Origin of the sequence: Citrobacter sp. Ce119 (assembly GCF_030334525.1) — a bacterium.
GTDB classification, from domain to species: domain Bacteria; phylum Pseudomonadota; class Gammaproteobacteria; order Enterobacterales; family Enterobacteriaceae; genus Citrobacter; species Citrobacter europaeus.
The window spans coordinates 646,675-670,246 of record NZ_JAOWDR010000060.1 but is presented as its reverse complement, the minus strand read 5'-3'; the positions used below and the strand labels follow the sequence as shown (position 1 = coordinate 670,246).

19 protein-coding genes and 1 pseudogene are annotated in these 23,572 nt (G+C 48.7%); 4 read left to right on the top strand and 16 right to left on the bottom strand.

Features of this window, described 5'->3' with window-relative positions; all coding sequences use genetic code 11:
* Positions 1–14: 14 nt before the first annotated feature.
* From OGV80_RS23370 to OGV80_RS23360, 3 genes are read right to left on the bottom strand one after another with little or no spacing between them, the layout of a single operon-like run.
* The gene (locus tag OGV80_RS23370) at positions 15–2,828 is read right to left on the bottom strand and encodes a coiled-coil domain-containing protein (protein WP_286515813.1); all 2,814 of its coding nucleotides are present in this window, start codon (positions 2,826–2,828) and stop codon (positions 15–17) included.
* A 34-nt stretch (positions 2,829–2,862) separates the two neighbouring features.
* Positions 2,863–5,640: a hypothetical protein gene (locus OGV80_RS23365; RefSeq protein WP_090049493.1), complete on the bottom strand. Its 2,778-nt coding sequence runs from the start codon at positions 5,638–5,640 to the stop codon at positions 2,863–2,865.
* A 5-nt stretch (positions 5,641–5,645) separates the two neighbouring features.
* On the bottom strand, positions 5,646–6,731 hold the full coding sequence (locus OGV80_RS23360; RefSeq protein ID WP_045338337.1) for a DNA cytosine methyltransferase: 1,086 nt from the start codon (positions 6,729–6,731) through the stop codon (positions 5,646–5,648).
* Between the two features lie 306 nt (positions 6,732–7,037).
* On the opposite strand from OGV80_RS23360, the pseudogene OGV80_RS23355 reads away from it, so the two are divergent.
* A pseudogene (locus OGV80_RS23355) lies at positions 7,038–7,795 on the top strand (integrase core domain-containing protein).
* 398 nt (positions 7,796–8,193) lie between these two features.
* Here the strand turns inward: OGV80_RS23355 and OGV80_RS23350 are convergent.
* Both OGV80_RS23350 and OGV80_RS23345 read right to left on the bottom strand, forming a co-directional pair.
* Entirely contained in the window at positions 8,194–9,357 is a 1,164-nt protein-coding gene (locus tag OGV80_RS23350; RefSeq protein WP_120763976.1) for an anti-phage protein, read from the bottom strand.
* 17 nt (positions 9,358–9,374) lie between these two features.
* Positions 9,375–10,562: a nucleoid-associated anti-phage protein gene (locus OGV80_RS23345; RefSeq protein ID WP_090049498.1), complete on the bottom strand. Its 1,188-nt coding sequence runs from the start codon at positions 10,560–10,562 to the stop codon at positions 9,375–9,377.
* A 622-nt stretch (positions 10,563–11,184) separates the two neighbouring features.
* Here OGV80_RS23345 and OGV80_RS23340 point away from each other — a divergent pair.
* From OGV80_RS23340 to OGV80_RS23330, 3 genes are read left to right on the top strand one after another with little or no spacing between them, the layout of a single operon-like run.
* The gene (locus OGV80_RS23340) at positions 11,185–12,222 is read left to right on the top strand and encodes an extracellular solute-binding protein (protein ID WP_043016798.1); all 1,038 of its coding nucleotides are present in this window, start codon (positions 11,185–11,187) and stop codon (positions 12,220–12,222) included.
* Positions 12,206–13,894 carry an ABC transporter permease gene (locus tag OGV80_RS23335; RefSeq protein ID WP_087052584.1) on the top strand — a complete coding sequence of 563 codons (1,689 nt, stop codon included), beginning with the start codon at positions 12,206–12,208 and terminating at the stop codon, positions 13,892–13,894. Before OGV80_RS23340 ends, OGV80_RS23335 begins: the two co-directional genes overlap by 17 nt.
* A gap of 10 nt (positions 13,895–13,904) precedes the next feature.
* Positions 13,905–14,588, top strand: coding sequence for an ABC transporter ATP-binding protein (locus tag OGV80_RS23330; protein WP_087052583.1), 684 nt, complete (start codon positions 13,905–13,907; stop codon positions 14,586–14,588).
* A 22-nt stretch (positions 14,589–14,610) separates the two neighbouring features.
* Here OGV80_RS23330 and ldtA read toward each other — a convergent pair whose 3' ends face one another.
* The 11 genes from ldtA to cbiK form a co-directional block, all read right to left on the bottom strand.
* Complete coding sequence (gene ldtA / locus OGV80_RS23325) at positions 14,611–15,540, bottom strand: L,D-transpeptidase (protein WP_043016801.1); 930 nt, start codon at positions 15,538–15,540, stop codon at positions 14,611–14,613.
* Between the two features lie 125 nt (positions 15,541–15,665).
* Positions 15,666–16,730, bottom strand: a complete 1,065-nt coding sequence (cobT, locus tag OGV80_RS23320; RefSeq protein WP_043016802.1) for a nicotinate-nucleotide--dimethylbenzimidazole phosphoribosyltransferase — start codon at positions 16,728–16,730, stop codon at positions 15,666–15,668.
* 24 nt (positions 16,731–16,754) lie between these two features.
* On the bottom strand, positions 16,755–17,498 hold the full coding sequence (gene cobS / locus OGV80_RS23315; protein ID WP_019077089.1) for an adenosylcobinamide-GDP ribazoletransferase: 744 nt from the start codon (positions 17,496–17,498) through the stop codon (positions 16,755–16,757).
* The gene (cobU, locus tag OGV80_RS23310) at positions 17,495–18,040 is read right to left on the bottom strand and encodes a bifunctional adenosylcobinamide kinase/adenosylcobinamide-phosphate guanylyltransferase (protein ID WP_080624988.1); all 546 of its coding nucleotides are present in this window, start codon (positions 18,038–18,040) and stop codon (positions 17,495–17,497) included. The genes cobS and cobU overlap by 4 nt, the downstream gene beginning before the upstream one ends.
* Positions 18,037–19,557: a cobyric acid synthase gene (locus tag OGV80_RS23305; protein WP_043016805.1), complete on the bottom strand. Its 1,521-nt coding sequence runs from the start codon at positions 19,555–19,557 to the stop codon at positions 18,037–18,039. The genes cobU and OGV80_RS23305 overlap by 4 nt, the downstream gene beginning before the upstream one ends.
* Positions 19,554–20,369 (bottom strand): energy-coupling factor ABC transporter ATP-binding protein, encoded by an 816-nt coding sequence (locus tag OGV80_RS23300; protein WP_043016806.1) that lies wholly within the window; start codon positions 20,367–20,369, stop codon positions 19,554–19,556. Before OGV80_RS23300 ends, OGV80_RS23305 begins: the two co-directional genes overlap by 4 nt.
* Before the next feature lie 8 nt (positions 20,370–20,377).
* Positions 20,378–21,055: an energy-coupling factor ABC transporter transmembrane protein gene (locus tag OGV80_RS23295; protein ID WP_043016807.1), complete on the bottom strand. Its 678-nt coding sequence runs from the start codon at positions 21,053–21,055 to the stop codon at positions 20,378–20,380.
* Positions 21,042–21,323: an energy-coupling factor ABC transporter substrate-binding protein gene (locus tag OGV80_RS23290; protein WP_043016808.1), complete on the bottom strand. Its 282-nt coding sequence runs from the start codon at positions 21,321–21,323 to the stop codon at positions 21,042–21,044. The genes OGV80_RS23295 and OGV80_RS23290 overlap by 14 nt, the downstream gene beginning before the upstream one ends.
* A gap of 2 nt (positions 21,324–21,325) precedes the next feature.
* A complete protein-coding gene (gene cbiM / locus OGV80_RS23285) occupies positions 21,326–22,063 on the bottom strand; it encodes a cobalt ECF transporter S component CbiM (protein ID WP_043016809.1) in 738 nt (245 codons plus the stop codon).
* The gene (locus tag OGV80_RS23280) at positions 22,060–22,773 is read right to left on the bottom strand and encodes a cobalt-factor II C(20)-methyltransferase (RefSeq protein ID WP_087052581.1); all 714 of its coding nucleotides are present in this window, start codon (positions 22,771–22,773) and stop codon (positions 22,060–22,062) included. Before OGV80_RS23280 ends, cbiM begins: the two co-directional genes overlap by 4 nt.
* Positions 22,770–23,564 carry a sirohydrochlorin cobaltochelatase gene (gene cbiK / locus OGV80_RS23275; RefSeq protein ID WP_043016811.1) on the bottom strand — a complete coding sequence of 265 codons (795 nt, stop codon included), beginning with the start codon at positions 23,562–23,564 and terminating at the stop codon, positions 22,770–22,772. The genes OGV80_RS23280 and cbiK overlap by 4 nt, the downstream gene beginning before the upstream one ends.
* Positions 23,565–23,572 lie beyond the last annotated feature (8 nt).

The following is a 23,572-nucleotide window of genomic DNA, read 5'->3' as shown; positions in this document are numbered from 1 at the left end:
ATGCCCTTGTTTATTTATAGCTGGAACAGATGATCAAGCACGGTTGCAGATGCACCGTGAGTGATTTCCTGAACATAAGGTATCAATGCAGGAGCCAATGGCTCAATTTCTGCGGTTATTTTTTCTGTGGTACTGCGCCCAATAGTGAAAGCCAGCATTGCCAGCGCCTGAGATTTTTCGTCGGAATAACCCAATGCGTTTAACACCGCCCGCATAGTTTGCTGCTGATTATCTTTAGGGTGAGCATCGGCGTATAACGAAGACCATAATTTGGAGGCCACGCACGCGGGCGCAATATCTGAAGTATATTCGGCTGGTGAGTATTCAGTCTGCTCAACCTGTGTACTGCTATATTCGGCCATAAATACGGGCAACTGATTAGCAACTGGCCCCTGTAGTGGGAACGTACTTTTACCAACGGTAAACGTCAATACAAACAATACAGGGTAACTTAACGAAAGGTGCCGCAAGGTATTATTTTGATCCTTCCAGCATAGTCCCGCAGAATATTCACTGCTAAACAGGCATTCGTTAAGTTCGGGAAGTAATGTTTCCGGCGGCATTCGGTTAAACCCACGTAGTTTTACTATCGTCATTAACCCGCTTGATTGTTGGTGCGCTAAGAAGTCACCCAGCGTCATAGAGCTCGTGCTATTTGTACTCCTGATTAGCACAGGCGATTTCATTAAGTCGCTGATACTAAAAAGATCACCATGAATAGAGACCTCCCCCCATATGCTTCTCGACAGAATATTGGCTAAAGAAACGACAGTTTTCTGGGCGTATTTTCCTGTTAATCCGACAACTGATACAACACTTGCGGCAGCAATCAAACTGAACAACAGATTTTCGCTTAGTCCGGTAATCGCTGCCTGTTCTTCGATCGCGGCCTGTAGCACTCTTTTGCTGTTTATTTCATTTACTTCCGGCGGTAGTAAAGACTGAGGTAACGGAAGGCTCAAGGCGGGTTCGGTGATTCGTTCTGATGGTATAACGGGTGTGGGTGTGGCCGAACCAGCGATCATCGTTCGCAACAACGCCGTCTGTGCCAACGTTTCTATACCCGCCTGAGACGCTTGCTCAAAGGTTTGCCTGATTCGTGAATCCAGCTCAGCTTCCTGCTGGCGTAGCGCTTTTTTTATACGGTTTGTTTCGCTTTTTAGCGTCTTTTCCTGTCGGTTAATTTCTGCATCCAACTGCGCCTTCTTATCCATCAGTGATGCAATCGTCTGTCTGAGTTGTTCCTGCTCACTTTCATACTGAGCCAGTATTACTTGCTTCTCTGCATAGATTTGCGTCTTTATTGTCGGCAACGTCAACAGTTGTTGAATGCTACCGTCCAGAAATTCTCTTGAAACCGCAACCTTCTCAAGTTGCGTCAATGCACGTAAATACGCACTTCGATTATCTGACTCATATTCAGCCATAAAGTGAGCTAAACGCTGTAAGTGTGATTTGCTGAAAACAGGAAAATCTGTCGATGAATAGTCTAACTTTAACAGCCGTTTTATCCATGTAATGGCAGGCGCACAATCATATTTTTCGCTCAATCCGGGGAGTTGAGGCACTATAGTGATTGACTGAGAGCGCAGTTCCACACAACTTAATTCCCGATAAGAATCCAGAGGTACGTCAAAATCATATTTTTTAGGATCAAGAATGTCTCCGGGTAATCTTAGCGCCAGACCATCGGTTAAGAAGAAGATAGTAGGAGTTTTATCTTGAGGTTGGTAACAGGTTAATAGCCATTCACGAATCGCATCCGGTTCGCCAGAATCATAGGGGATTTTGACAACGGAATATACGCGAGACTGGTACTCAGTCAATGCACACTGGGCCGTTTTATCGGATGGCTTGTGTCTCGCTTGCCATATGCCTAATTCCCCATGGGTCACATTATTTGTAAAATGATTTAAAAATCCTATAACTTCACCACGATCGGGATAGAGCATATGGCTGTGAGCATCTGAAAGATCCCGCAGTTCATCGCCAATAAACAGGCCAACGGGCGAAACAAAGAATACGCCAGAGGGAAGCACTTTCGTCACTTTACCGACAAAGGACACTCCATCGATATCGCCATTGATATCGTCTGGCGCGACAGGCTCTGCCAATAATACTATTCCGTTGTCAGCCTCTTCCTGAGGACGAACGACGCCAAATGTTGAGATGAGCCTACCAAATTTTTGCCCCAGAGGCAGTGAGTGATTGGATAACTGTGACACCCACTGACCTGCAACTTCCGTTTCCCCCTTCAACGTAGCAACAAGCCCAGCAACGAACGCCGGAATTATTCGATCTGAAGGAGATATGTCACGTCCCTGACTTACGAATAGACACTGCTCGATATCTTCATCAGTAACACTAATCGTTGACTGCTCAGGTAATCTATCGCTGGACTCATGAGGATCATCATTATGGAGTAGTGTAATTTCTTCACCGCGAAGAAATTGTGCGACGATGTTAGGGCAAGGCTGAGTGACGTAGAACCCAAGGATTGCGCGCCATAGCGGTTTTGGTGATGAGATATCTTTATCGTTATTTTCTGCGAGCAGAATCTCATGAATGATTTTTTGGGGATCACCTTGTTCTGGAAATTGTACGTGAGTACGAAACCAGGTTAGCACAATGGAATGGGCCTTAGGTGGTAATGCGCTCAAAAAATGTAAAATCTTGTTCGGAACCTTTGGCAAATTGTCCGCTTTAGCACCAGCCATGATCAGCTTTTGCTGCGATTCTTTCAGGCAGTTCATCAACTCAAAAGGCTCTGCACCAAAGAGATACATCTGCCTCAATCTTTCTTTAATGATATGTTGTTTTTTAGACACCCTGAGTGAGCTCCTTGGTGATTGATTTAAGAGATTAATTGATGCTGCTTATCCTGCGTAGCGCCAAAGCTCTCGCCCGCCGAGTGACTGCTCGATTAACCGGGAAAACAGCATTATCATCACACTCAACGCCTCCCCACAATTCATCCCCTCTACCAGCAAATATTATCCTTCCGTCATCACTGACGGTACAACAACCGCCGGCGAAATGTAACCACCACTGAGTGACAGAAATCGGTAAAGTAATTAGTGACTTAGACCAGAAGAGATCGCCATAGTGACTTTGAGTACCAAGCGTTTTTTCCGACCTCATGACGTGAGCCATTAACGCCCAGGCAAAGCTATCAGTTTGCCAGTACCCCGTATCTGCCCGAATAAAATAACGATTACGTTGCTTTTCCCGACAGCGCATTAACAGGTCGCTATTTGTTGGCTGGATTTCTTCTGACCATTGGTTTTTTTTTGTCTGCCAGAACGCCACATAAATATCGGGTGGCAAAGCTGGAACTTGCTTTATTTGAGTCATGGATAACAGCACGCCACTTAATGGGCCAACAGAAAAATCTTCTCTGGCTAGAAACTGCCAATTGAACTGTTCAAGCAAATCTTTTACGCGATCGGTTCCTGACAAAATCAATTCAATACTGCCAAGTGCAAAATTATTATCCACTGTTGACCAACGTCTTACCCGTTCACTCTCTTTCAACAAACCTTGCAGATGATGACGCTCGCTTTTCGTCAACATACCGCCAACTCGGGCAGTGAGTCCTTCTACCTTCTCACAAACAGACAATGTACGTTTTGCCAGTGATACCACCGGATACGGCGCATGTCGTCTTTCTATTACGCAAAGCCAGCCTGAGGCAAAAAGCAACCGGCGCAACCGCCATGCAGGTATACCTGTCGCTAGTGATACGGGCGTTAAATGTGTATTAAGCTCATCAAATGGTAGCGTACTGCGTTTTTGAAAACGCAGTGCCAGTGCTTCAGCTAACCAGTCAAATGCGGCAGGAAGCATGTGCAAATCAAACTGTTTACTCTCTACAGGCACACGTTCATCAAGTCGCCATATCGACCATGATCCGCCTAGTGAGGTAGTTTTTTGGTTTTTCAGACACTCCATTGACTCAACATTGTTTAATGGCACTAATGTTCCCCGTTGACCATCAATAAGCCAGTCATGTTGTTCGGCAACTTTACGATATGGAGCATCCGGCGCATGATCGAGGACGTGAATGTCAAAAACCAACGGTTCAACCTGTTTCTCAAGCGTTAACCGATAGCGACAAAACGCCTGTCCTGATAATGAAGTGAGTTTTTCCGGAGAAATAAATAGTCCTTCACCACCTTGTGTTGGTGTTAGTATGCCGCTGACCAGTTCTATATGATTGGAATCTCTGATTACATATTCCCCGCCAATGGCACCCACCATATGAATAACCGGCGTACTGGCTGGGTTAAGTAATATTGACTGTCCAAAACGGGCTGCACCTGTGATATAAGGTCGAGCAGGTATCCAACTCTGAACCATAAATCTACGAGCAGCACCAGGAAGTAATTTGGCAAGTTCGGTTAATTCCTGTCTACTCATCGTATCAAAGACGAGAACTTCCCAATCTTCAGAACCTGTATTTTTTCCTAGCGTCATAACAGTCAGGCCAGTATGTTCAAACATGGTGCGGATATGTACAGCATATTCATGACGAATAATCAAACAAACCAGACCATCGTCAAAATAATGACCATCCGAACTGATAAACCCAGAATCATCCCTGAAAAGGGGTAAACAACCAGCATGTAGCGCCATGCCAACCCGCGATCCAGTTAAGCCTTTTTTTCTTTTTTGTAGAAATGGAAGTAAACTCGTTAATGTAGCATTAACGTTGGTCTGATAATAAATGCTACTGTAATTTCCCAATTTTTCTGGTAACGATTCAGTTTTAACGGTATCCAAAGTCTGAGCACCAACATCATCCATTAACAGACAAAGTTCTGGAAGTTGCGGATCGGTAGCGTCTAAGTGAATGCAGAAAAGCCCATTCTCTCTGGCTTGTTGATTTTCTTCATGCCACGTAATATCCCTCACAGCCCCCCAGAACGGGCTACTATATGCCTGCTGCATGGCTGCAGTTGATAATAGCGTATAGAATACTTTGAATTCACTGACGAATACTTCACTAAAATCATCAATTCTCTGGTGTATTACTTTATTAACAGATTCAAATGTTGAATGGCTGTCCAGATTATTACGAACCAGTATGGCTCGCAAACGAATTTCATCTCTATAACAAGGAAAAGAAAGCCTCTTAGAATACCCAATCAGCTTTTCATTTTGGGGATGGGGTAAAAATAACCGAGAACAACCCTGTTTACTTTGACTCCATTGTTCAACTCTTCGCCATAAGCTAGGCAGTTCTCTAAAAATAAATTTCTTATTCCTATTCAGTCCCAATAATACAGAAAATCTAACCCTAAAGTCTCCTTCATCATGAGTTTCATTATCAGCACTGGCGGCAAGTAACGTTAAATATAGAATAGAAAAATGAGGTGGGATGCCTTTTATTCGAGTCAGACTATCAAGCGTTGAATCATCTCTGAGATAACGTTGTATTTTTCTTTCATCCTTACCAAATGAATCAAGAAAGCTTTGCTTAGCTTCTTCTTTACTACGAGAACCAGCCAATTGCTCAAAAATTCTTCCAGTAGTATCGATTCGACTCAAAAATACACCTGCACGGGAAGGCTCAAAAAAAACGGCGTTAACTAGTGCTGCATTCCACTCTTCTAAAGAAATAGGGAAAGATATACTCATGATTTTTATTCGCCCTTCCTCAAATTCATTTTCAACCCATCACCAGAAAATAGATGTTGAAAAATGATTTCGGCCAGTAACGGAGGAACTGCATTGCCTATCTGAGTAAATCGAGATTCAATATCACCAATAGGCTCAAAATCATGACGAAACGTCTGTATTCTGGCACATTCCCGCCATGACAAACGCCTAGCCTGTTCCAGCTTAGGCCGGGTTGAATCAATAGCAACATGTTCATATTCTTCAGAAAAATCCCAGCGCTGCTTCCAGCCGTCCTCAAGATTTGACCATGTTAACTTCATCATTGGGCTGGCTGGATGCAACGTCACATGTCGCCAGTTCGCTACGACGGTATAAGCAGGACTATCCCATTTGGCCTTACGATTTCTGGACATAAAGTACCATGAGAAGTGCCCCTCGGGATCGTGAGGTCGTTCGTAAAACTCACCCTCTGGCCATAATGGCAAATCGCGGATAGCCTCACCATGGGAAACATAAGGTTTTAAGTGCGGGTTCTTTAAGGTCGCTTTACCATGCGTTGCTGCCGGAAATTCAAAATATTGCCCCAGATCGTTTCTGACACCAATAATAAACAGGCGCTTGCGTGACTGTGGAACACCGTAAGATTTTGCATTAACAAGATGGTGACTAACTTGATATCCTGCATCCCGATAGGCGTTAACTTGTTGTTCTAAAAAGCTACCTGCGCCCAACTGCTGTAATCCTGAAACGTTTTCAGCCACAAAATACTTAGGTCGAACGATATTCAATACCCGAAGAAATTGCTTATAAAGATTGGTCCGCGCATCGTCGCTGGGCTTTCTGTTACCAGCCATCGAAAATGACTGGCACGGGTAGCCACCAACGACAACATCCACAGATGGAAAAGTTTGAATTTGAGAGATATCGCCATGCTTAACATCAGTATCAGGAAAATACTTGGCTAATGTTTTACACGCGTTTTCAACGATATCGTTAGCAAAAACAATCTTTCCTCCGGCAGATTCAATACCAAAGTCCATCCCTCCACAGCCAGAAAATAGTGAAAGAACCCGGATTTCGTCTCCTTCTCTTGCAAAAATACTATTCATATCACCATACCAGATGTCATCATTTTACTTGACCACACATATGATTTGCCTGAAATGGCAACTATTTTGTTCGAAAAATCATAGAATAAGATTATACCCCTGCATAATGGCATCGATCACTAACTATGTTATTTTTTTGAAAGTGTTTTCACCAGCCAAAGCCCCACCCACAGTCCAGCATCTAGTACCAGTACTCGGCTTACACCCCAACTTTGAAGCGGCTGATCTGTAAGCAACCCGGTAAACCGGGCCATTTACTTTTAGAGATCTTCCGGCATACTGACTATGTCCCTGGATGAGATCACCATGCGCAAAGCCGGATTAACCGAACACCAGATCATCGCTGTTATGAAGTCCGTCGAAGCCAAACGTACCGTTAAGGATGTCTGCCGCGATGCCGGGATCTCTGAGGCCTTGTACTATAACTGGAAAGCGAAGTTCGGCGATATGGAAGTCTCTGATATCAAAAAGATGAAAGAACTTGAGGATGAAAACCGCCGACTGAAACAGATGCTTGCGAACCTGAGTCTCGAATGCCGCGGAGTGAAAGACGTTATTGAAAAAAGCTTTAAAACCAGCGATAAAGCGTGAGTTGGTCCATCGATTTTATGCACTATGCGCTGGTGTGCGGCAGGCGCTTACGGACCTTCAACGTAGTGGATGGTTTTAATCGCGAAGCGCTGGCGATCGAAATTGACCTGAATATCCCGGCGCAGCGGGTCGTGAGAGTGCTGGACAGGAACGTGGCAAACTGCGGATACCTGCTGAAAATGCGGATGGATAGCGGCCCGGAGCTGGTCTAGCTGACGCTGGCACAATGGGCAGAAGAGCATGGTGTGATGCTGGAATTTATCAGGCCCGGCAAGCCCACGCAGAATGCCTTTATCGGACGGTTCAACCGGACGTACCGGACAGAAATATTGGATTTTTATCTATTCAGAACCCTGAATGAAGCACGGGAAATCACATAGCGCTGGCTGGCTGAATATAACGGCGAGCGCCCTCACGAGTCACTGAACAACTTGACACCTGAAGAGTACCGGCTGATGGCTGAAATCCCATAAAGTGCGGGGAACTAAAACCGGTGCACTTACAGTCATTTTTGAAACATTGGCCAAACTTCTAGGTGTATCTCCCAATGTTAATTTTTCCGATTATTTTAAATAACATGATGGATAAATGGTAGTTCAATAGAGAAGATAAGAAATCCGCCAGTAATTCACTTGCAAAAACTCATGAAGAGGGGAACTTCAATAAATATGAAAGTATAATTTTTTAATACCAGTGAAACCCAATTAGTTATACACTTTCAGGCTCCCGAAAAACTAATAATTCGGTTGTAGATGAAATTACAAAAGAGCTTGAAAATCAAACTAAACAACCATCACATGGTGATATAAAAACTCTCACTTGTCATTCTCTTGATAATTGAAAAACAAAATTAGATTAACAATATTTCTATTTACTTACCATCAATAAATATCATTTTCAAGACCAGATACCCCCCACCTATCCAAAGCATCCATTTTGCAATGCTATTAACTTTTTCCAACCGTTCTTTTGCATTATCTATTTTATGATAAAGCTCTAATGAGATTTTTTTGGCTGCATCCCTAACTTCCACCCCTTCATCAAATTTAGAATACCTTGAAAAAGAGTCATTAAGACTATTTTTTAAAGTTATATAGGACTCATATAAAACTTGGTTGGACATAGAAGTTATGTAATATACGAGAAAGAGACCTATAAAAATCAATAAAGAATCCCAGAAGCCGCTGGCTTTAGCTAATCCACCGATCGCAATCAAGGCCCCAGGAATTGCAAAAGCTTTTGTCTGACTAGATGAAACAAAATCATTTATTTTGGTTGTATACTCAAGGTTTTTTTGTTCCAATTCAGACAATAGTTTGTTAACGGAGAATCTATTAGTATATAACTCCAAAAGATCGTTATACCGGTTAAAAACCCTCTCGCTTATTGTGATTAGCGCTGAAACATCTTTACTCTCAATGTTATTAATCAAATCATATATAGCAGTACGAATAATAGATTTTCTTTCGGGAGACTGAGCATCCTCGACATCAAGTACCTTTATTATTTTATCAACTGAGTCTACAGCGACCTTGCTATAGGGAGCTTTTATAATATAGTCCAATCTTTCGTAGGAATTAATAACTAACTCCTTACCACCATTATCACTTGGTATATAGAGTATAAACTTCCCTCCAATTTGATGATTAGCAACACTGGATAATACTGAAGTCCATTTTAAGTAAATATCAATACTACCAATTTTATCATCAATTAATAGTGAAGAAATCTTCTCAGTGAGAATAATAAAATCATTAGGAACATAACCTAGAGAAATACATGTTCTCAAAAAGGAATCTAGCGTACTATATATATTTGAATCATCTCGAAATGCCCCAGAAGACAACGGGAAAATAATTTCTTTACTTTCAACTTCAGGTTCTACGGCTAAACCATAATCTTTGATTAACTTAGATATTATATTAATATCAATTGATTGGTCTTCAAATTCGAGCAACATATAGCCACTATCGACTTCAATTTTTGCCGATAAGATAGCATTTACTAATGTTTCAAAACCATTCATGTCGCTCATCACTTCTCCTTGTAAATTTAACCAACTATTTTCTCGATTTCAGTTACTGCATTATGCGACAATCGTATTATTAATTGGCCATTAGCTCTATCATATATAACTTTTGCATTTGATGTATCATCCTCGCTAATTGCATCAACAGATATTTTACATTCATATTCCTGTTCCGCATCAGAAATCTTTATTTCTCCAAAGCTACTTCCAGAAAATCTACTTGGTTCGAAAAAATCATCAATAACATATTCATTAACATCCGCGAACTGTACAAACTTCCCTTTTAATTCTTTATTTTCAGGAAGGGTTTTCTCTATACAATTCCCTATATCTTCAATCGTTAACTTTCTATCATTGGGATCTTTTGCTTTTGATTTCATCAAAGCTTCGACTGCTTTCTTTACTTTAACTCTATCGATGTGCTTTAACTTCATTACCTTAACAAAATCATCAACAGCTCTATTTGTTTCATCAATACTTCTATTATTATCAATTTTTGGGTTACAACCCAATGCTCGCTTAAAGAATTCGCTACTAGATCGACCAGATATAAAGTGCAGATAAGGGTCGCCATTATTTTCTGGGTAGCTTGCTTTGAATAAAGTCAAATCAACAAGGACAGCTTGTCGCAAGGAATCTATATCTATAGATGGTAATTTCTCTGGAATAAGATTTTTATCGAAATTAAAGACTCCCTTTCTATCCACCATGATAATAAAAAGACGACCACTACTTTCTTTATCATTATCTACATTGTAATGAATAAATATTATAGCCCCACCAGAAAGCCTTGATTTGTCATTATTCGCTTCACCTCTCATTCTATCCATCATTGACTGAACAAAAGATTTAAAATCTATATTTTGATTTAGATATTTACTGAAAGAAATAGGTGCACTTAATGGCATTTTATTTTCATCGATTACACCATGAAGTTTCCTTTTAAGTTTAAATTTTTTCTCGATTTGTTTAATAAAAAGCTGAACGTCTTCTGTATCTAATGTCCAAACTTCACCTAAAGACTCTTTAAATATAGGGCCGGAGTCCCCTGACACTTTATCCAGAGTTGCTGTCAATGCAAACTGAGGGACATAACTTTCCTCCTGCACATCCAAGCTTGAGTCATAGCCACAAGCACACACTTCATCTGAATCAAGCATGCTACCGCATGAGGGGCAATTATTATTTAAATGTTCATTACTATCAGCCATGTATGGTCCTTATTCAAAATCATTCCAACCGAGAACATATAAAAACTACATAATATATTATATTCTTATATTTACTTGCTAGTAATCATTGAAGTATACAATCATGTATATAAAAACAGTATATTACAATGACATTAAACAGCCAAAAGGTTTTACCTATTAATATATATAATTCTACGATTTTTTCTCTCTGAGGAAGAAGACATCCAAGAGATATCCCCCTTTATCGATAGTATATAACTTTGCAGATGCAGATAAGATCTATTGGTGGTCATTCTGGTGGTCTTGACAGAACGGCAATTCAGGTTTAGCTTACATATTAGCCAGTTACTGGCAAAGGCGATCCCAGTCAGAGGAGCCAAATTTAAGAAGCCTGCTTAGGAAACTAAGCAGGCTTTTTGCTTTTTATGTCTGTTAAAAAAATGCCTGTAAGAGAGCGCCCAGCCTGCCATAACGCCCCATCCGCCGTTGCATCACATCGTTGATTAAAGTTGTGTAAATGTAAATCGTTTAAACTTTGCACTTATTGTAAGTGCTAGTGATTATCATTTATTGTACGCGAGCCAAAAGAACGAGCCTTGCTCGGTTCACTGTATGTTCCAATTACTCTGGGATAAAAACGATGAATGCTCTGCCTCGCACCGGATTGCGCCGTATCACGCTTGCCTCTGCCCTCGTCTTCTCTGTCAGCCTGCCTGCTTTCGCTCAGGAAACGTTAACGCTTTATACCACCCGCGAACCGGGTCTGATCCAGCCTTTACTTGACAGCTGGACTAAAACCAGCGGCATCAAAGTGAGTACGGTCTATATCAAAGACGGTATGCTTGAGCGTGTTAAGGCTGAAGGCAAAAACTCGCCTGCCGACCTGCTGATGACCGTCGATGCCGGTAATCTCATCGATTTAGTTGAAGCCGGTGTAACCCAGCCGGTAGAGTCAGAAGCACTGAAAGCCGCGATTCCTGCGAATCTGCGCGGTGCGGATAATCAGTGGTTTGCGCTTTCTATGCGCGCTCGCGTGCTGTATGCCGAGAAGTCGCTGCCAATCGATAACTGGCATTACGAACAGCTCGCCAGCCCTGAATACAAAGGAAAAGTCTGTATTCGCTCCGGGCAGCACCCGTACAACACGGCGCTGATCGCCGCGATGATTGCCCATCATGGCGAAGCCAAAACCGAAGAATGGCTGCGCGGCGTGAAGGCTAACCTGGCACGTAAAGCCACCGGCGGCGACCGCGATGTTGCCCGCGATATCCTCGGCGGAATTTGTGATATTGGTCTGGCTAACTCCTATTACGTCGGCCATATGAAAAATGCCAAAGAAGGCAGCGATGCACGTCAATGGGGCGATGCCATCAAAGTCGTAAAACCCACCTTTGAAAATGGCGGTACGCACGTCAACATCAGCGGTGCAGCCGTTGCCCGCTATGCGCCGAATAAAGCCGATGCCGTTAAGCTGATGGAATATCTGGTTTCGGCGCCTGCCCAGCAGCAGTACGCGAAAGCGAACTTCGAATATCCGGTACTGAAAGGCGTAACGCTTGACCCGGTTATCAGCGCCACAATCGGTGAAATCGATGTCGATAAAACGCCGCTAACCGAAATCGTAAAGTATCGTAAACAAGCTAGCCTGCTGGTAGATAAAGTTGGATTCGATCAATAAACCTCTGCAGTTTCCGACGTTACGCGGCCTGGTTTCCGGGCCGCAGTCATTATTAACGCCGTTGCATCTTGGCGCGCTGTGCGTCGCACTTGGCGTCCTGACCCCTGTCGTTGCGCTGATCTGGCAGGCCACCCAGGCCGATTTATCCCACTGGGATAATCTCATGACATATGTACTGCCATCTGCGCTAAAAAACACCGTGCTGTTGCTCGCAGGTGTCGCTGTAATGGTCGGTGTCATTGGCGTAGGCAGCGCATGGGCGGTGACGGCATGGGATTTCCCTGGGCGAAAAATTCTCAGTTGGGCGCTGCTGTTGCCGCTGGCGATGCCGACCTACATCGTCGCCTTTGCGTGGCTCGATCTGTTGCATCCGATAGGTCCCCTGCAAACCTTTATCCGTTTCTTACTGGGATTTGACAGCCCGCGACAATTCCGCCTGCCAGATTTACGTTCTCTTTCCGGCGCAATAATTCTGCTCGGCTTAGTGCTTTATCCTTACGTCTACCTGACAACCCGCGCTATGTTTATCAGCCAGCCGGCCCATTTACTGGAAGCTGCGCGTACGCTGGGATGCAGCGCGACCGGAACCTTTTTTCGCGTCGCTCTCCCCATGGCTCGCCCGGCACTGGCCGTTGGGATCAGTCTGGCACTGCTGGAAACGCTCAACGATATTGGCGCGTCAGAATTCCTCGGGGTACAGACCTTAACGGTTACCGTGTACACCACGTGGATCTCGCGTTCTGATTTATCTGCCGCGGCGCAAATCGCCTGCATGATGCTGATGTTTATATTTTTTATTCTGACGCTGGAATTTTATGGCCGCAGAAAACAGGGTTTCAGCAGCCGCAGTCTGCGGGAAATTCAACCCACGCGCGTGCAGGGCTGGCGTGGCTGGCTGCTCGGTGGCGTTATTTCACTGCCGGTTGTGCTGGGTTTTCTGGCCCCGGTCCTGTTTTTAATTTGGGAAAGCGCCAAACGCATAGGCGATGAGAACCCAATATCCTCCTCGTTACTGTCAGCATTACAAAATACGCTATCACTGGCGGCGGGAACCACGCTGGTGGTGGTGTGTGTCAGTATGCTGGTTGCCTGGAGCGCGCGCCACAGCGCCGCAGATAACGCGATGCCGGGATTTCGTCGCGGTGTAATGCGTCTGGCGTCTTTAGGCTATGCGGTTCCCGGCACCATTCTGGCGATTGGTTTTTTAACCCCCGCCATGGCTGTCGACCGCTGGCTGGCTGATTTACTTGATGTTCGCGGCCTGCCGCTGATGTCTGCAGGGATCCTGCTGGTAATTTGTTGTGCCATGCGTTTCCAGGCAATTGCTATCGGCGCGCTGGACTCCGGCCTGGGGCGCATCCCGCCGTCGCTGGAACAGGCTTCACGTCTGCTGGGTGAGAATGGTGCGGGCACATTTGCACGGGTTCATTTCCCATTGCTGCGCCCGGCGTTAGTGAGTAGCGCCCTGCTGGTTTTTGCCGATGCCATGAAAGAACTGCCAACCACGTTGCTTTTGCGCCCGGTAAACTTCGAAACGCTGGCAACGTTGCTGTATGCGGAAGCCGCCCGTGGAACCTATGAAGAAGGCGCTATCGCCGCGCTAATGATTGTTTTAGCTGGCACGCTACCGGTTATTTTGTTGGTGCGTCATCAGATGACTCGCCGTGGTTAAGAGAGCAACAATGTCAGAAAATGCATTACGACTCCAGGATGTGCACGTTGCCTACGGTAACAGCCAGCAATCGGTACTGAGCGGATTTTCAATGTCGGTACGTAAAGGAGAAATCGCCTGTCTGCTGGGCGCTTCAGGCTGTGGAAAAACTACGGTGCTACGCGCAGTTGCCGGATTTGAACGGCTGCGAAGCGGAGAGATCTATGTGTCACAGCGCCGCGTTGCCGGTCCCGGGGTTCATCTGCCGCCGGAGAAACGTCATGTCGGCATGGTCTTTCAGGAATATGCGCTGTTCCCCCACCTGACCGCGCAGCAAAACGTGGCCTTTGGATTACGACGTATGCCACGCGAGGAGCAGCTGGTTCGGGTGGCGGAGCTGTTAAAAATGGTGGAGTTGCACAGCCATGCCAGCCGTTATCCGCATGAACTTTCCGGCGGGCAGCAGCAGCGTATCGCGCTTGCGCGCGCGTTGGCCCCGCATCCGGAAATCCTGCTGCTCGATGAGCCTTTCTCCAGCCTGGATAAGCGTACGCGTGAGCGTCTTGGCAACGAGGTACGGGATATTTTACGCGCCGCCGGGCAAACGGCACTGCTGGTTACCCACAGCGAACACGAAGCGCAGCTGATGGCTGACCATATTGGCGTGGTAAAAATAGGGCAGTATCAAATTAAAACAGCGACCCACCCTGGCTAAAGGTACCGGGTCGCCGTGATAATTAATAGTGCGTCTGAACCAGACTGATGTTCACCGGCATGCCGGAGCGTCTTTCCAGCGCCTGATTTCCGCGACTCACATCCACGTCATTCCCGCTGATGAAAGTGCGCAACGCGGGAGTGACTGGCAAGGGAACCTGTCTGTCAGACTCATATTCCGAACGGTTTCGTGACAGGGGTTCATGCACTTCCACCCAACGACTGCCGTCGGGCTCTACGCTGTATTTCACCGGTCGGTCTATCAGTTGCACACGCGTCCCAACCGGGACGGTATCAAACAGATATTTAATGTCATCATTTCGCAAACGGATGCAACCCTGGCTGACCCGCAGACCAATGCCAAAATTCGCATTTGTGCCATGTATGGCATAAAGCCTGCCGATATAAATCGCATACAGCCCCATCGGGTTATCTGGTCCAGCGGGCACAAACGCAGGCAAGGATTCCCCGCGTGCGGCGTATTCACGGCGGGTATTCGGCGTCGGCGTCCAGCTCGGCGCTTCCTGCTTACGCTCGACCGCCGTCACCCAGTTACGCGGCGTTTCTCTTCCCGCCTGACCAATGCCAATGGGTAAAACTTCAACCGTATTACTGCCAGCGGGATAATAGTAAAGGCGCATTTCTGCGACGTTAATGACGATCCCCTCGCGCACGGTATCCGGTAAAATCAGTTGCTGAGGCACAACCAGCGTTGAGCCAGACTGAGGCAGAAAAACATCTACGCCGGGATTGGCTTCAAGCATGTTGCTCAACCCCTGCCCGTACTGCGCGGCAAAGGCTTCCAACGGCTGAGTGTTTCCTGAAGGGACCGTAATAGTTAAAGGGCTTCCCACCAGGCGACTTCCTTCTGGCGGCAGCGGATAGCTCACCGCCTGCGCGCCCTGACATGCGAGCAGCATAATGAGTGAACAAAGCAGTTTCACACGACGCATCTTTTTCCTTTCCTTCGTCGCAGCAGACATCCGTTAATTATAGCTTTTATTATCTGTTTTAGTGGGTTACGTCTAAAATGTGCATAAAAAACCCCGCCATCCCGCGGGGTTCAGGGCTCACGTAACTACGCTTCCTTACCATCCGGAAGCACAATGTTACTGGCGGCGAGCTGCCCCATGTTGGAGTACATTGCACAGGCCGCTTCAATAATCGGCATCGCCAGCGCGGCCCCGCTACCTTCGCCCAAACGCATCCCCATGTTGAGGTACGGATCCAATTCAAGATGGGCCAGCGCAGTGCGAGCGCCCTTCTCAGCGGAGAAGTGTGATGGGATCAGGTAAGGTTTAATCTGCGGCGCAATCTGGCTGGCCGCCAACGCAGCAGAGTAAGAGAGAAAACCGTCCAGCACCACAGGCAGGCCACAGGAGGCCGCCCCCAGCATCACCCCCGCCATACCGACAAGATCAAACCCGCCAACCTTAGCCAGCACATCGATACCGTCATTACGATCCGGTTGGTTGACGGCAATAGCTCGCCGCACAACCTCAACTTTATTGCCTACTCGGGAAAGCGGCAGGTTAGCGCCGATACCTACCACATCCTCAGCATCGCTGCCGGTCAGCACGCTGACGATTGCTGCTGCAGGTGTCGTATTTGCCATACCAAGTTCACCAACGCCAAACAGCGTTACACCGTCTTTGGCCAACTCATGAGTATAACGAATAACTTCCAGCAGCAGTTCTTCGGCCTGCGAACGGCTCATTGCCGGGCCTTGGGCAATATTGCCGCAGCCGCGCGCCACGCGCATGTTCACCACGCCAGGAATAGGTTCGGCATCAATACCGACATCAATCACATGTACCTTTGCCCCCGCCTGCGCGGCCAGCACACAAACGCCGGTTGTCCCGCGCGTCATATTCGCGGCCTGAATAGCCGTGACGATTTTAGGCGAAACAGCAACCCCTTCATCCCACACGCCGTGATCGGCACACATCACCAGCATCGCTTTGCCGTTCACATGCGGGGTGCCTTTCAGGCCAGGCATACCGGCCAGTTGCACGGCGAGCGATTCGAGCCGCCCAAGGCTTCCCGGCGGTTTAAGCAAGCCGTCGATATGCTGTTGTGCACGCCGCATCGCAGCACTATCAGGTGTTGGGATTGCGCGGAGTAAAGAGGTTAAAGTCTGCATAAGGGTTCCAGTATGTTGGCTGACTCAGAGCAGAGCCAGCAGGAAAATCAACTCGCCAAGTTCAATGGCTGCGCCCAGCGTATCGCCGGTCTGCCCACCCAACGTGCGTTTTAATAACTGCCCAAGAATAAAAATCGCCACTATCGTAACAACCAGCGCTGCAACGCCGCGCATGCCGGGAAGAAGCACGGCAGCCAGGATCGCCGCGAATCCCAACGTGACGCAGGTTTGACGCCCGGTGACTTTACCAATAAAGACATTACCCAGCCCTTCTTCGCGGGCGTAACGATGTCGATACATCAGCAAAACAGCGGTACCCCGTCCGGCGACACACGCTGCAGCAAGCGCCGCCAGCATCGGTGTGCCACGCAAAGCCAGTTCGCTCACCACCAGCACTTTCGCCAGCAACACGAAAATTAACGCCAGTCCGCCGTGGGTTCCCAGGCGGCTGTCACGCATGATTTCCAGCATCCGCTCACGTCGACGGGCAGAAAAAATGCCGTCACAGGTATCCGCCAGCCCGTCGAGATGAAATCCCCCGGTCAATAACGCCAGGGTAAGGACGGCAAACAGAGCCGCCAATGGCACTCCGCACCAGGGCTGTAGCGCCATAAAGACCAGCCCCGTCAGGCCTCCCAGCACCACGCCAATCAAGGGGAACATCACAATACCGCGCGAATAGTGCTCGAAATCCAGTCCTTGCGACCAGCGTGCAGGAACGGGCAAGCGACTGATAAAAGAGAGCATTGCCCAGAACAACTTACTCATTTAATTTTGACTCCAATTCCTGATACCACCAGCCAGACCTCATCAGCTGCCGCCGCCAGTCGCTGGTTCACGCGTCCTGCAATATCGCGAAAATGCCGTGCCAGACGGTTTTCCGGAACAATCCCCATTCCCACTTCGTTGGTGACCAGCACCACCTTTGCCGGGCAGCGCTGACAGGCAGCAATCAGCGAACGGATTTCGTCGTCGATGGACTGCTCCATCGCCGCGTAATCCCAGCTATCCGGGTCACTGTCACCGCCCAGCGCAAACAGCAGATTAGTCACCATCGTGGTAATGCACTCCAGTAGAATGGCTTCTTGCGGATTGTTCGTTGCCGTTATCAGTTCATCCAGATGTTGCCAGCGCTCGGCTGTACGCCAGTGCGCAGGGCGTCCATCGCGATGATGCTGAATTCGCGCAGCCATCTCCTCATCAAAAATCTGCGAAGTTGCGATATACAAAACGTTTGGAGAATCAGCGATCAGCGCCTCCGCATGCCGACTCTTGCCGCTTCGTGCGCCGCCCGTAACCAGAATAATCATACTGGCTCCCGGTGTTGCTGCATGATGGTATAAATTTTCTCAATATCGATGTGTTGCCGCATCGCATCCGCCAGCAGATCAAACTGCTGCGATTTATATTGCGCGTAATGGAAGGTGGAATCCAGCGGGGCTAATCCTTTACGCTCTCGCAGGCCATTCACCAGCGCACGGGTAAATTCATCGCTGTCGAACAGACCGTGAAGGTAGGTGCCGAACGCCAGACCATCCGGAGTGACCGCGCCGTCAGCCACATTGCCGCCGTCTTTTCGCAGCGTCATCACCGACCGGCATTCTTCAGTTAACGTCGTTTCGCCCATGTGGATTTCATAACCGCGAACGGATAACCCCGCCGTGCCTGCCAGCCAGTCGGGCAGCGAGGAGGACATTTGCCCTTCAACCAGGGTGGTGGTTTTATGCTGGGCAAAATGGGTTACGGTATTGAGCAAGCCCAGCCCCGGCAGCGTACCGAGTCCTGACTCCACGTCATCAATGATGGTATCGCCGAGCATTTGGTAACCGCCGCAAATCCCCACCACCGGTACGTTATTACGATGCAATTGCACGACGCCGTGCGCCATGCCGCTTTCACGCAGCCACACCAGATCGCCCAGCGTATTTTTGCTGCCGGGCAGAATCACCAGATCGGCCCCCGCCAGCTCTTCTGGCTGGCGAACATAGCGCACGCGCACATCCGGTTGTGCGGCAAGCGCATTGAAATCCGTAAAGTTAGAAATGTGCGGTATTTGAACCACCGCGATGTCGATGTCGCGTTTGTCTGTGCGCAAATATTTGCCCTTTTGCAGCGCAACGCCATCTTCATCTTCCAGATCAACATCCAGCCAGGGCATGACGCCCAGTACCGGAACGTCGGTCAGCGCTTCAATTTGCTCAATACCGGAGTGCAGCAGCGTCACATCACCGCGAAACTTATTGATGATCACCCCTTTGACCCGCGCGCGTTCGTGATCGTGCAACAGCGCCAGCGTGCCATAAATGGAGGCAAACACCCCGCCGCGATCGATATCTGCCACCAGAATGACAGGACATTGCGCCATTTCAGCCATGCCCATATTGACGATATCGCGATCGCGCAGGTTAATCTCAGCCGGACTTCCCGCGCCTTCCAGCACCAGTACATCGAATTCCTGCGCCAGGCTGTTGTAAACTGACAGGATTTGATCCCGCAGACGCGGTTTGTACTCGTGGTAACTCACCGCGTCCATATCGGTCGCCACTTTGCCCATCAGCACGACCTGCGCTTTACGATCGCTGGTTGGCTTAAGCAGCACCGGATTCATACGCACATCTGGCGTAATGCCGGCAGCCTCAGCCTGAAAGATTTGCGCGCGGCCCATCTCTTTGCCCTCTGGCGTAATACCAGAGTTCAGCGCCATATTCTGCGATTTGAACGGTGCGGTACGCAGCCCATCCTGATAAAAAATTCGACACAGCCCGGCGACCAACACGCTTTTACCCACATCAGATGCCGTTCCCTGCAACATTATTGCCTGCGTCATGACGCCTCCTTCAGTGCGTTCTCTCGCATACAACTAAAAAATTCAGCCTCTGTTTTACACAGCGGGAAGCCCAGCTCAGTATGCAGCTTCACCAGCCAGGGCTGAGTTAGTCCCGCTTGTTCAATCAGTTCCGTCTGGGCGAAAACGTCACCCGGCGTGCCATGCGTTAGCACTTCGCCCCGGCGCAAAACGTAAACTGCATCGCTGACCTCATAGATAAGATCGATATCATGGCTGGAGATAACCACGTGATTTCCTTGCGCTACGATGCGTTTGATTATCTCAATCATCTGCGTGCGACCTGAAGGGTCAAGGCCTGCAGTAGGTTCATCCAATAGCAAATACTGCGCCTGCAACACCAATGCCCCAGCAATCGCCACACGTTTTTTTTGCCCGTGGCTTAAACACTGAATAGGCTGATGGCGAAAATGCTGGGCGTCGACCAGCGTGAGCGCATCGTCCACCCGACGGGAGATTTCAGCCTCATCCACGCCAAGGTTGCGCAGGCTGAAGGCAATGTCGCTGTCGATATCGGTATAAAAGATTTGCTGATCGGGGTCCTGAAAGACGGTTGCCACCTGCTGACGTAGCGCCAGCAAGCCGCGTTTGCTGTAATCCAGCGGTTTGCCTTGCCACATCACTGTGCCTTGCTGCGGGCGCAGTAAGCCACTCAGGTTCATAAATAGCGTAGATTTCCCGCAGCCATTGGCACCGACCAGCCCGGTGACGGCATGCGTAGAAAAGTCCAGCGTTAGCCCTTTGAGGATGGGGTCATCCTGATAGCGAAACCAAAGCGCTGAGGTGGCAAGCATACTTATCCTTACAGGTGAAAATCACCCTGATACAGTTTGATATCCAGTGTGGTGGTCATTTGCTGGTAGCGGATCAACACGCGGGTAAACAGCAGTCCCACCAACATCGCCAGCGAGCGATAGCCCAACGGCAAGCTACGATAACCAAAACGCAGCGTTTGTGCGCGATGTATAGCCAGCGCCTCGTCTAACAGGATAAAAATAAAGCGCCAGGTTAACAGGATCTGCTCAGTCAACAGGCGAGGAACGCGCCCGCGTTTAAGTAAGATAATTAATTGCGGAAACGGTAGATTCAGTACCAGCCAGAACGTTGCCGCCAGCGCAGCCAGGCTGCGCCAGAAGGTTTCATTAGCGGTGACCAGCCCTGGCCCACTCACGCCTAACCAATAGCTTCCTACAGGAATACTCGCCAGCAACGTCTGTGGATCGCGGCTAAAACTAAACAGAATAGTCACCACACCAACTGTCAGAAAACCAAATGGCAAAGCCATCCAGCGACACCAGCGCCAGAAGGAAATGCGCAGCAGCCAGCAGCTCAGCGCGGCAATCAATAATAGCTCAATACCCTGCCCCAACGGGGGCAGAGTAAATGCCAGAATCATCATCATCAGCCAGAGCAGAAATTTCCGCACCGGTGAGACATGAAACCAGCGGCTTTGATAGCTAAGCCTGTCAAGCCCGGTCATCACGACGTTGCCTGCCCTTGGTATAACCCAGAATGTAGAAAATCACGGCTGCGCCCAGCGATCCCTGAAGCGTAAACAGCAGGCTTTCAATCTCGCCGCTTGCGGGTTCATACAACGGCTGGAACCACGGTTCATAATGGGGAGCAATTGCCTGAATCTGACTCTCCGCCTCACCGTCTGAACCGCCGTACTCTCCACCGTGGTTGATAAAGAACGGCAGGATCACCAGCGCGACAACCATCACTAACAAAATCAGCGTCTTTTTCATCGTTAATGTCCTTGAGCGGTAATCAACTGCCGTTTGGTTAGCTGGTCATAAATCATTACGGTGAGCAGACCTTCCGCAATCGCAATAGGGATCTGCGTCAGGCAGAAAATTCCCATGAACTTGATGATTGAGCCGGTAGCGCCAGCGGACGGATCCGGGAACGCAACGCCCAGTTGCACCGAGGTCACGAAATAAGTGACGAGATCCGCCAGCATCGCGCACAGGAAGACGCAGACATCACGACGCAGCCCCGCACGGCAGGCCATTTTCCACACCATGTAGCCCACAACCGGGCCGATCACCGCCATCGACATACCGTTAGCGCCGAGCGTCGTCAAACCACCGTGCGCCAGCAGCAGTGCCTGGAACAGCAGAACAATTGCCCCAAGGATTGCCACCACGCCCGGTCCAAACAGGATAACCGCCAGACCTACGCCGGTAGGGTGTGAACAACTTCCGGTAACGGAAGGAATTTTCAGCGCCGATAGCACAAAAATAAACGCGCCGCACAAAGCCAGTAACACTTTTTGGTGACTATCTTCCTGTACGATTTGGCGCAGACGCACCAGCCCGTACCACAGACAGGGCAAAAACAGCAGCCACCAGGCCAGCGCCCACATCGGCGGCAAGAAACCTTCCATTATGTGCATGGCGAACGCTTGTTCAGGAACAATCATCAGTAATAGCGCCGCAGCCAACCCGCTGAAAGACAGCTGTTTTAGCTGTTGTTCAAGCTTCATTGTGCATACTCCCACTGTTTATTGACCAGAATGGTCGAGAAATAAGGCAGCGGCTGATCGTCGCTCACCTCATCGAGATGACGCCAGCACTGCTCACCCGGCAGCGTGGCTTCAGACATCATCAATGCGCAATCTAACAATCCCTCTTGTCGCAGCAGTGCTTTGATGCGCGCAAAACGACCGTATACTTTCATCAGCACCAGACTGTCATGTTGCTTTAATGCCTGCTGGATTTCCGCTTCCGGCGCGGTACAGGAGACCACTGCCAGAGACTGTTGCTCCATGGCGAGCGGCGTTTTGGAACGCGCGGCAATCGCAGCGAAAGAGGTCACGCCCGGGACAATTTCTAACCAATCAGGACAGCCTATACGCTGGAGTAAAAAGACCCAGGTGCTGAACAGCATGGCGTCGCCGAGAGTGATAAAGCCCACCTGCTTACCGGCTTCAACTTCCTGTACTAACGCGGCAGCAACGTCATCCCATACGGCCTCTTTTTCAGCGCTGTCGGCACTCATAGGAAAATGGCAGCAGCGAACTTCGGTCTGCTCGCCGATATACTCCCGCACGATCGACAACGCCAGGCTGTCGCCACCTTTCCGCCCGGCAGGCGCATAGAGAATGTCCAGCGTGCCCAGCGTGCGTGCGGCCCGCACGGTAATAAGATCGGAAGCACCTGGCCCGGTGCTTAATGCGTACAGTTTTCCGCTCATGCCGCTTCCTCCAGCGCAACATTAAGCGCCTGCTGTAAATGCGCCACAAACATAGCGCGAACCGCTGGATTCTCACCCAGGCCACTGAGCCACGGCGTTGCCGGTATCCCGGCCGCGTTAAACAATGTTTTCCACGAATCATCTTCGTCGGAGGCCATATCATTGATGGCATGATCGCCAGCAACTAGCATCAGCGGCATCAGATGTACCGCCGTCACTCCTTCCTGGGACAAACTTTCAATCAGCACATCGACTTCCGGATAGCTTTCCACCGCCCCAACCCGCGCCGGGTAACGCTGCGCCGTCATCATGTGATCGAGGCAGGCATAGGCGGCAAAGGCATGATGGCTGGCGCCGTGTCCCATAAAGACCACTTTTTCATTTTCGCCAAGCGCCGGCATTTGCTGTTGCAGCGCCAGCATCAGCTGGGCGTAATCTTCATGGCTGCTCAGCAGCGGTACACCCAGCGTCAGGCGAGAAAAAAGCGGGCGCATACTTTGCACTTCGCGGACAATTTTTTCGTATTCGTCGCCGTTGATAATATGCAACGACTGAATAGCCACATCCTGATATCCCTGCTCCGCCAGTTTTTGCAGCGCCTGCAGCGGCGTGTCGATTTCAATGCCGTCACGCTGCTTGAGCTTGCGGATTATCATCCCGGAGGTAAACGCCCGGAACAGGTCGCGGTCAGGGCAACTGGCTGCGAGATCGCGCTCACAGGCCACAATATTTTTCTCACAGGTGTCGTGGTAGCTGGTGCCAAAGCTGACCACCAGAAGCGCCTTTTTCATCTCTAACT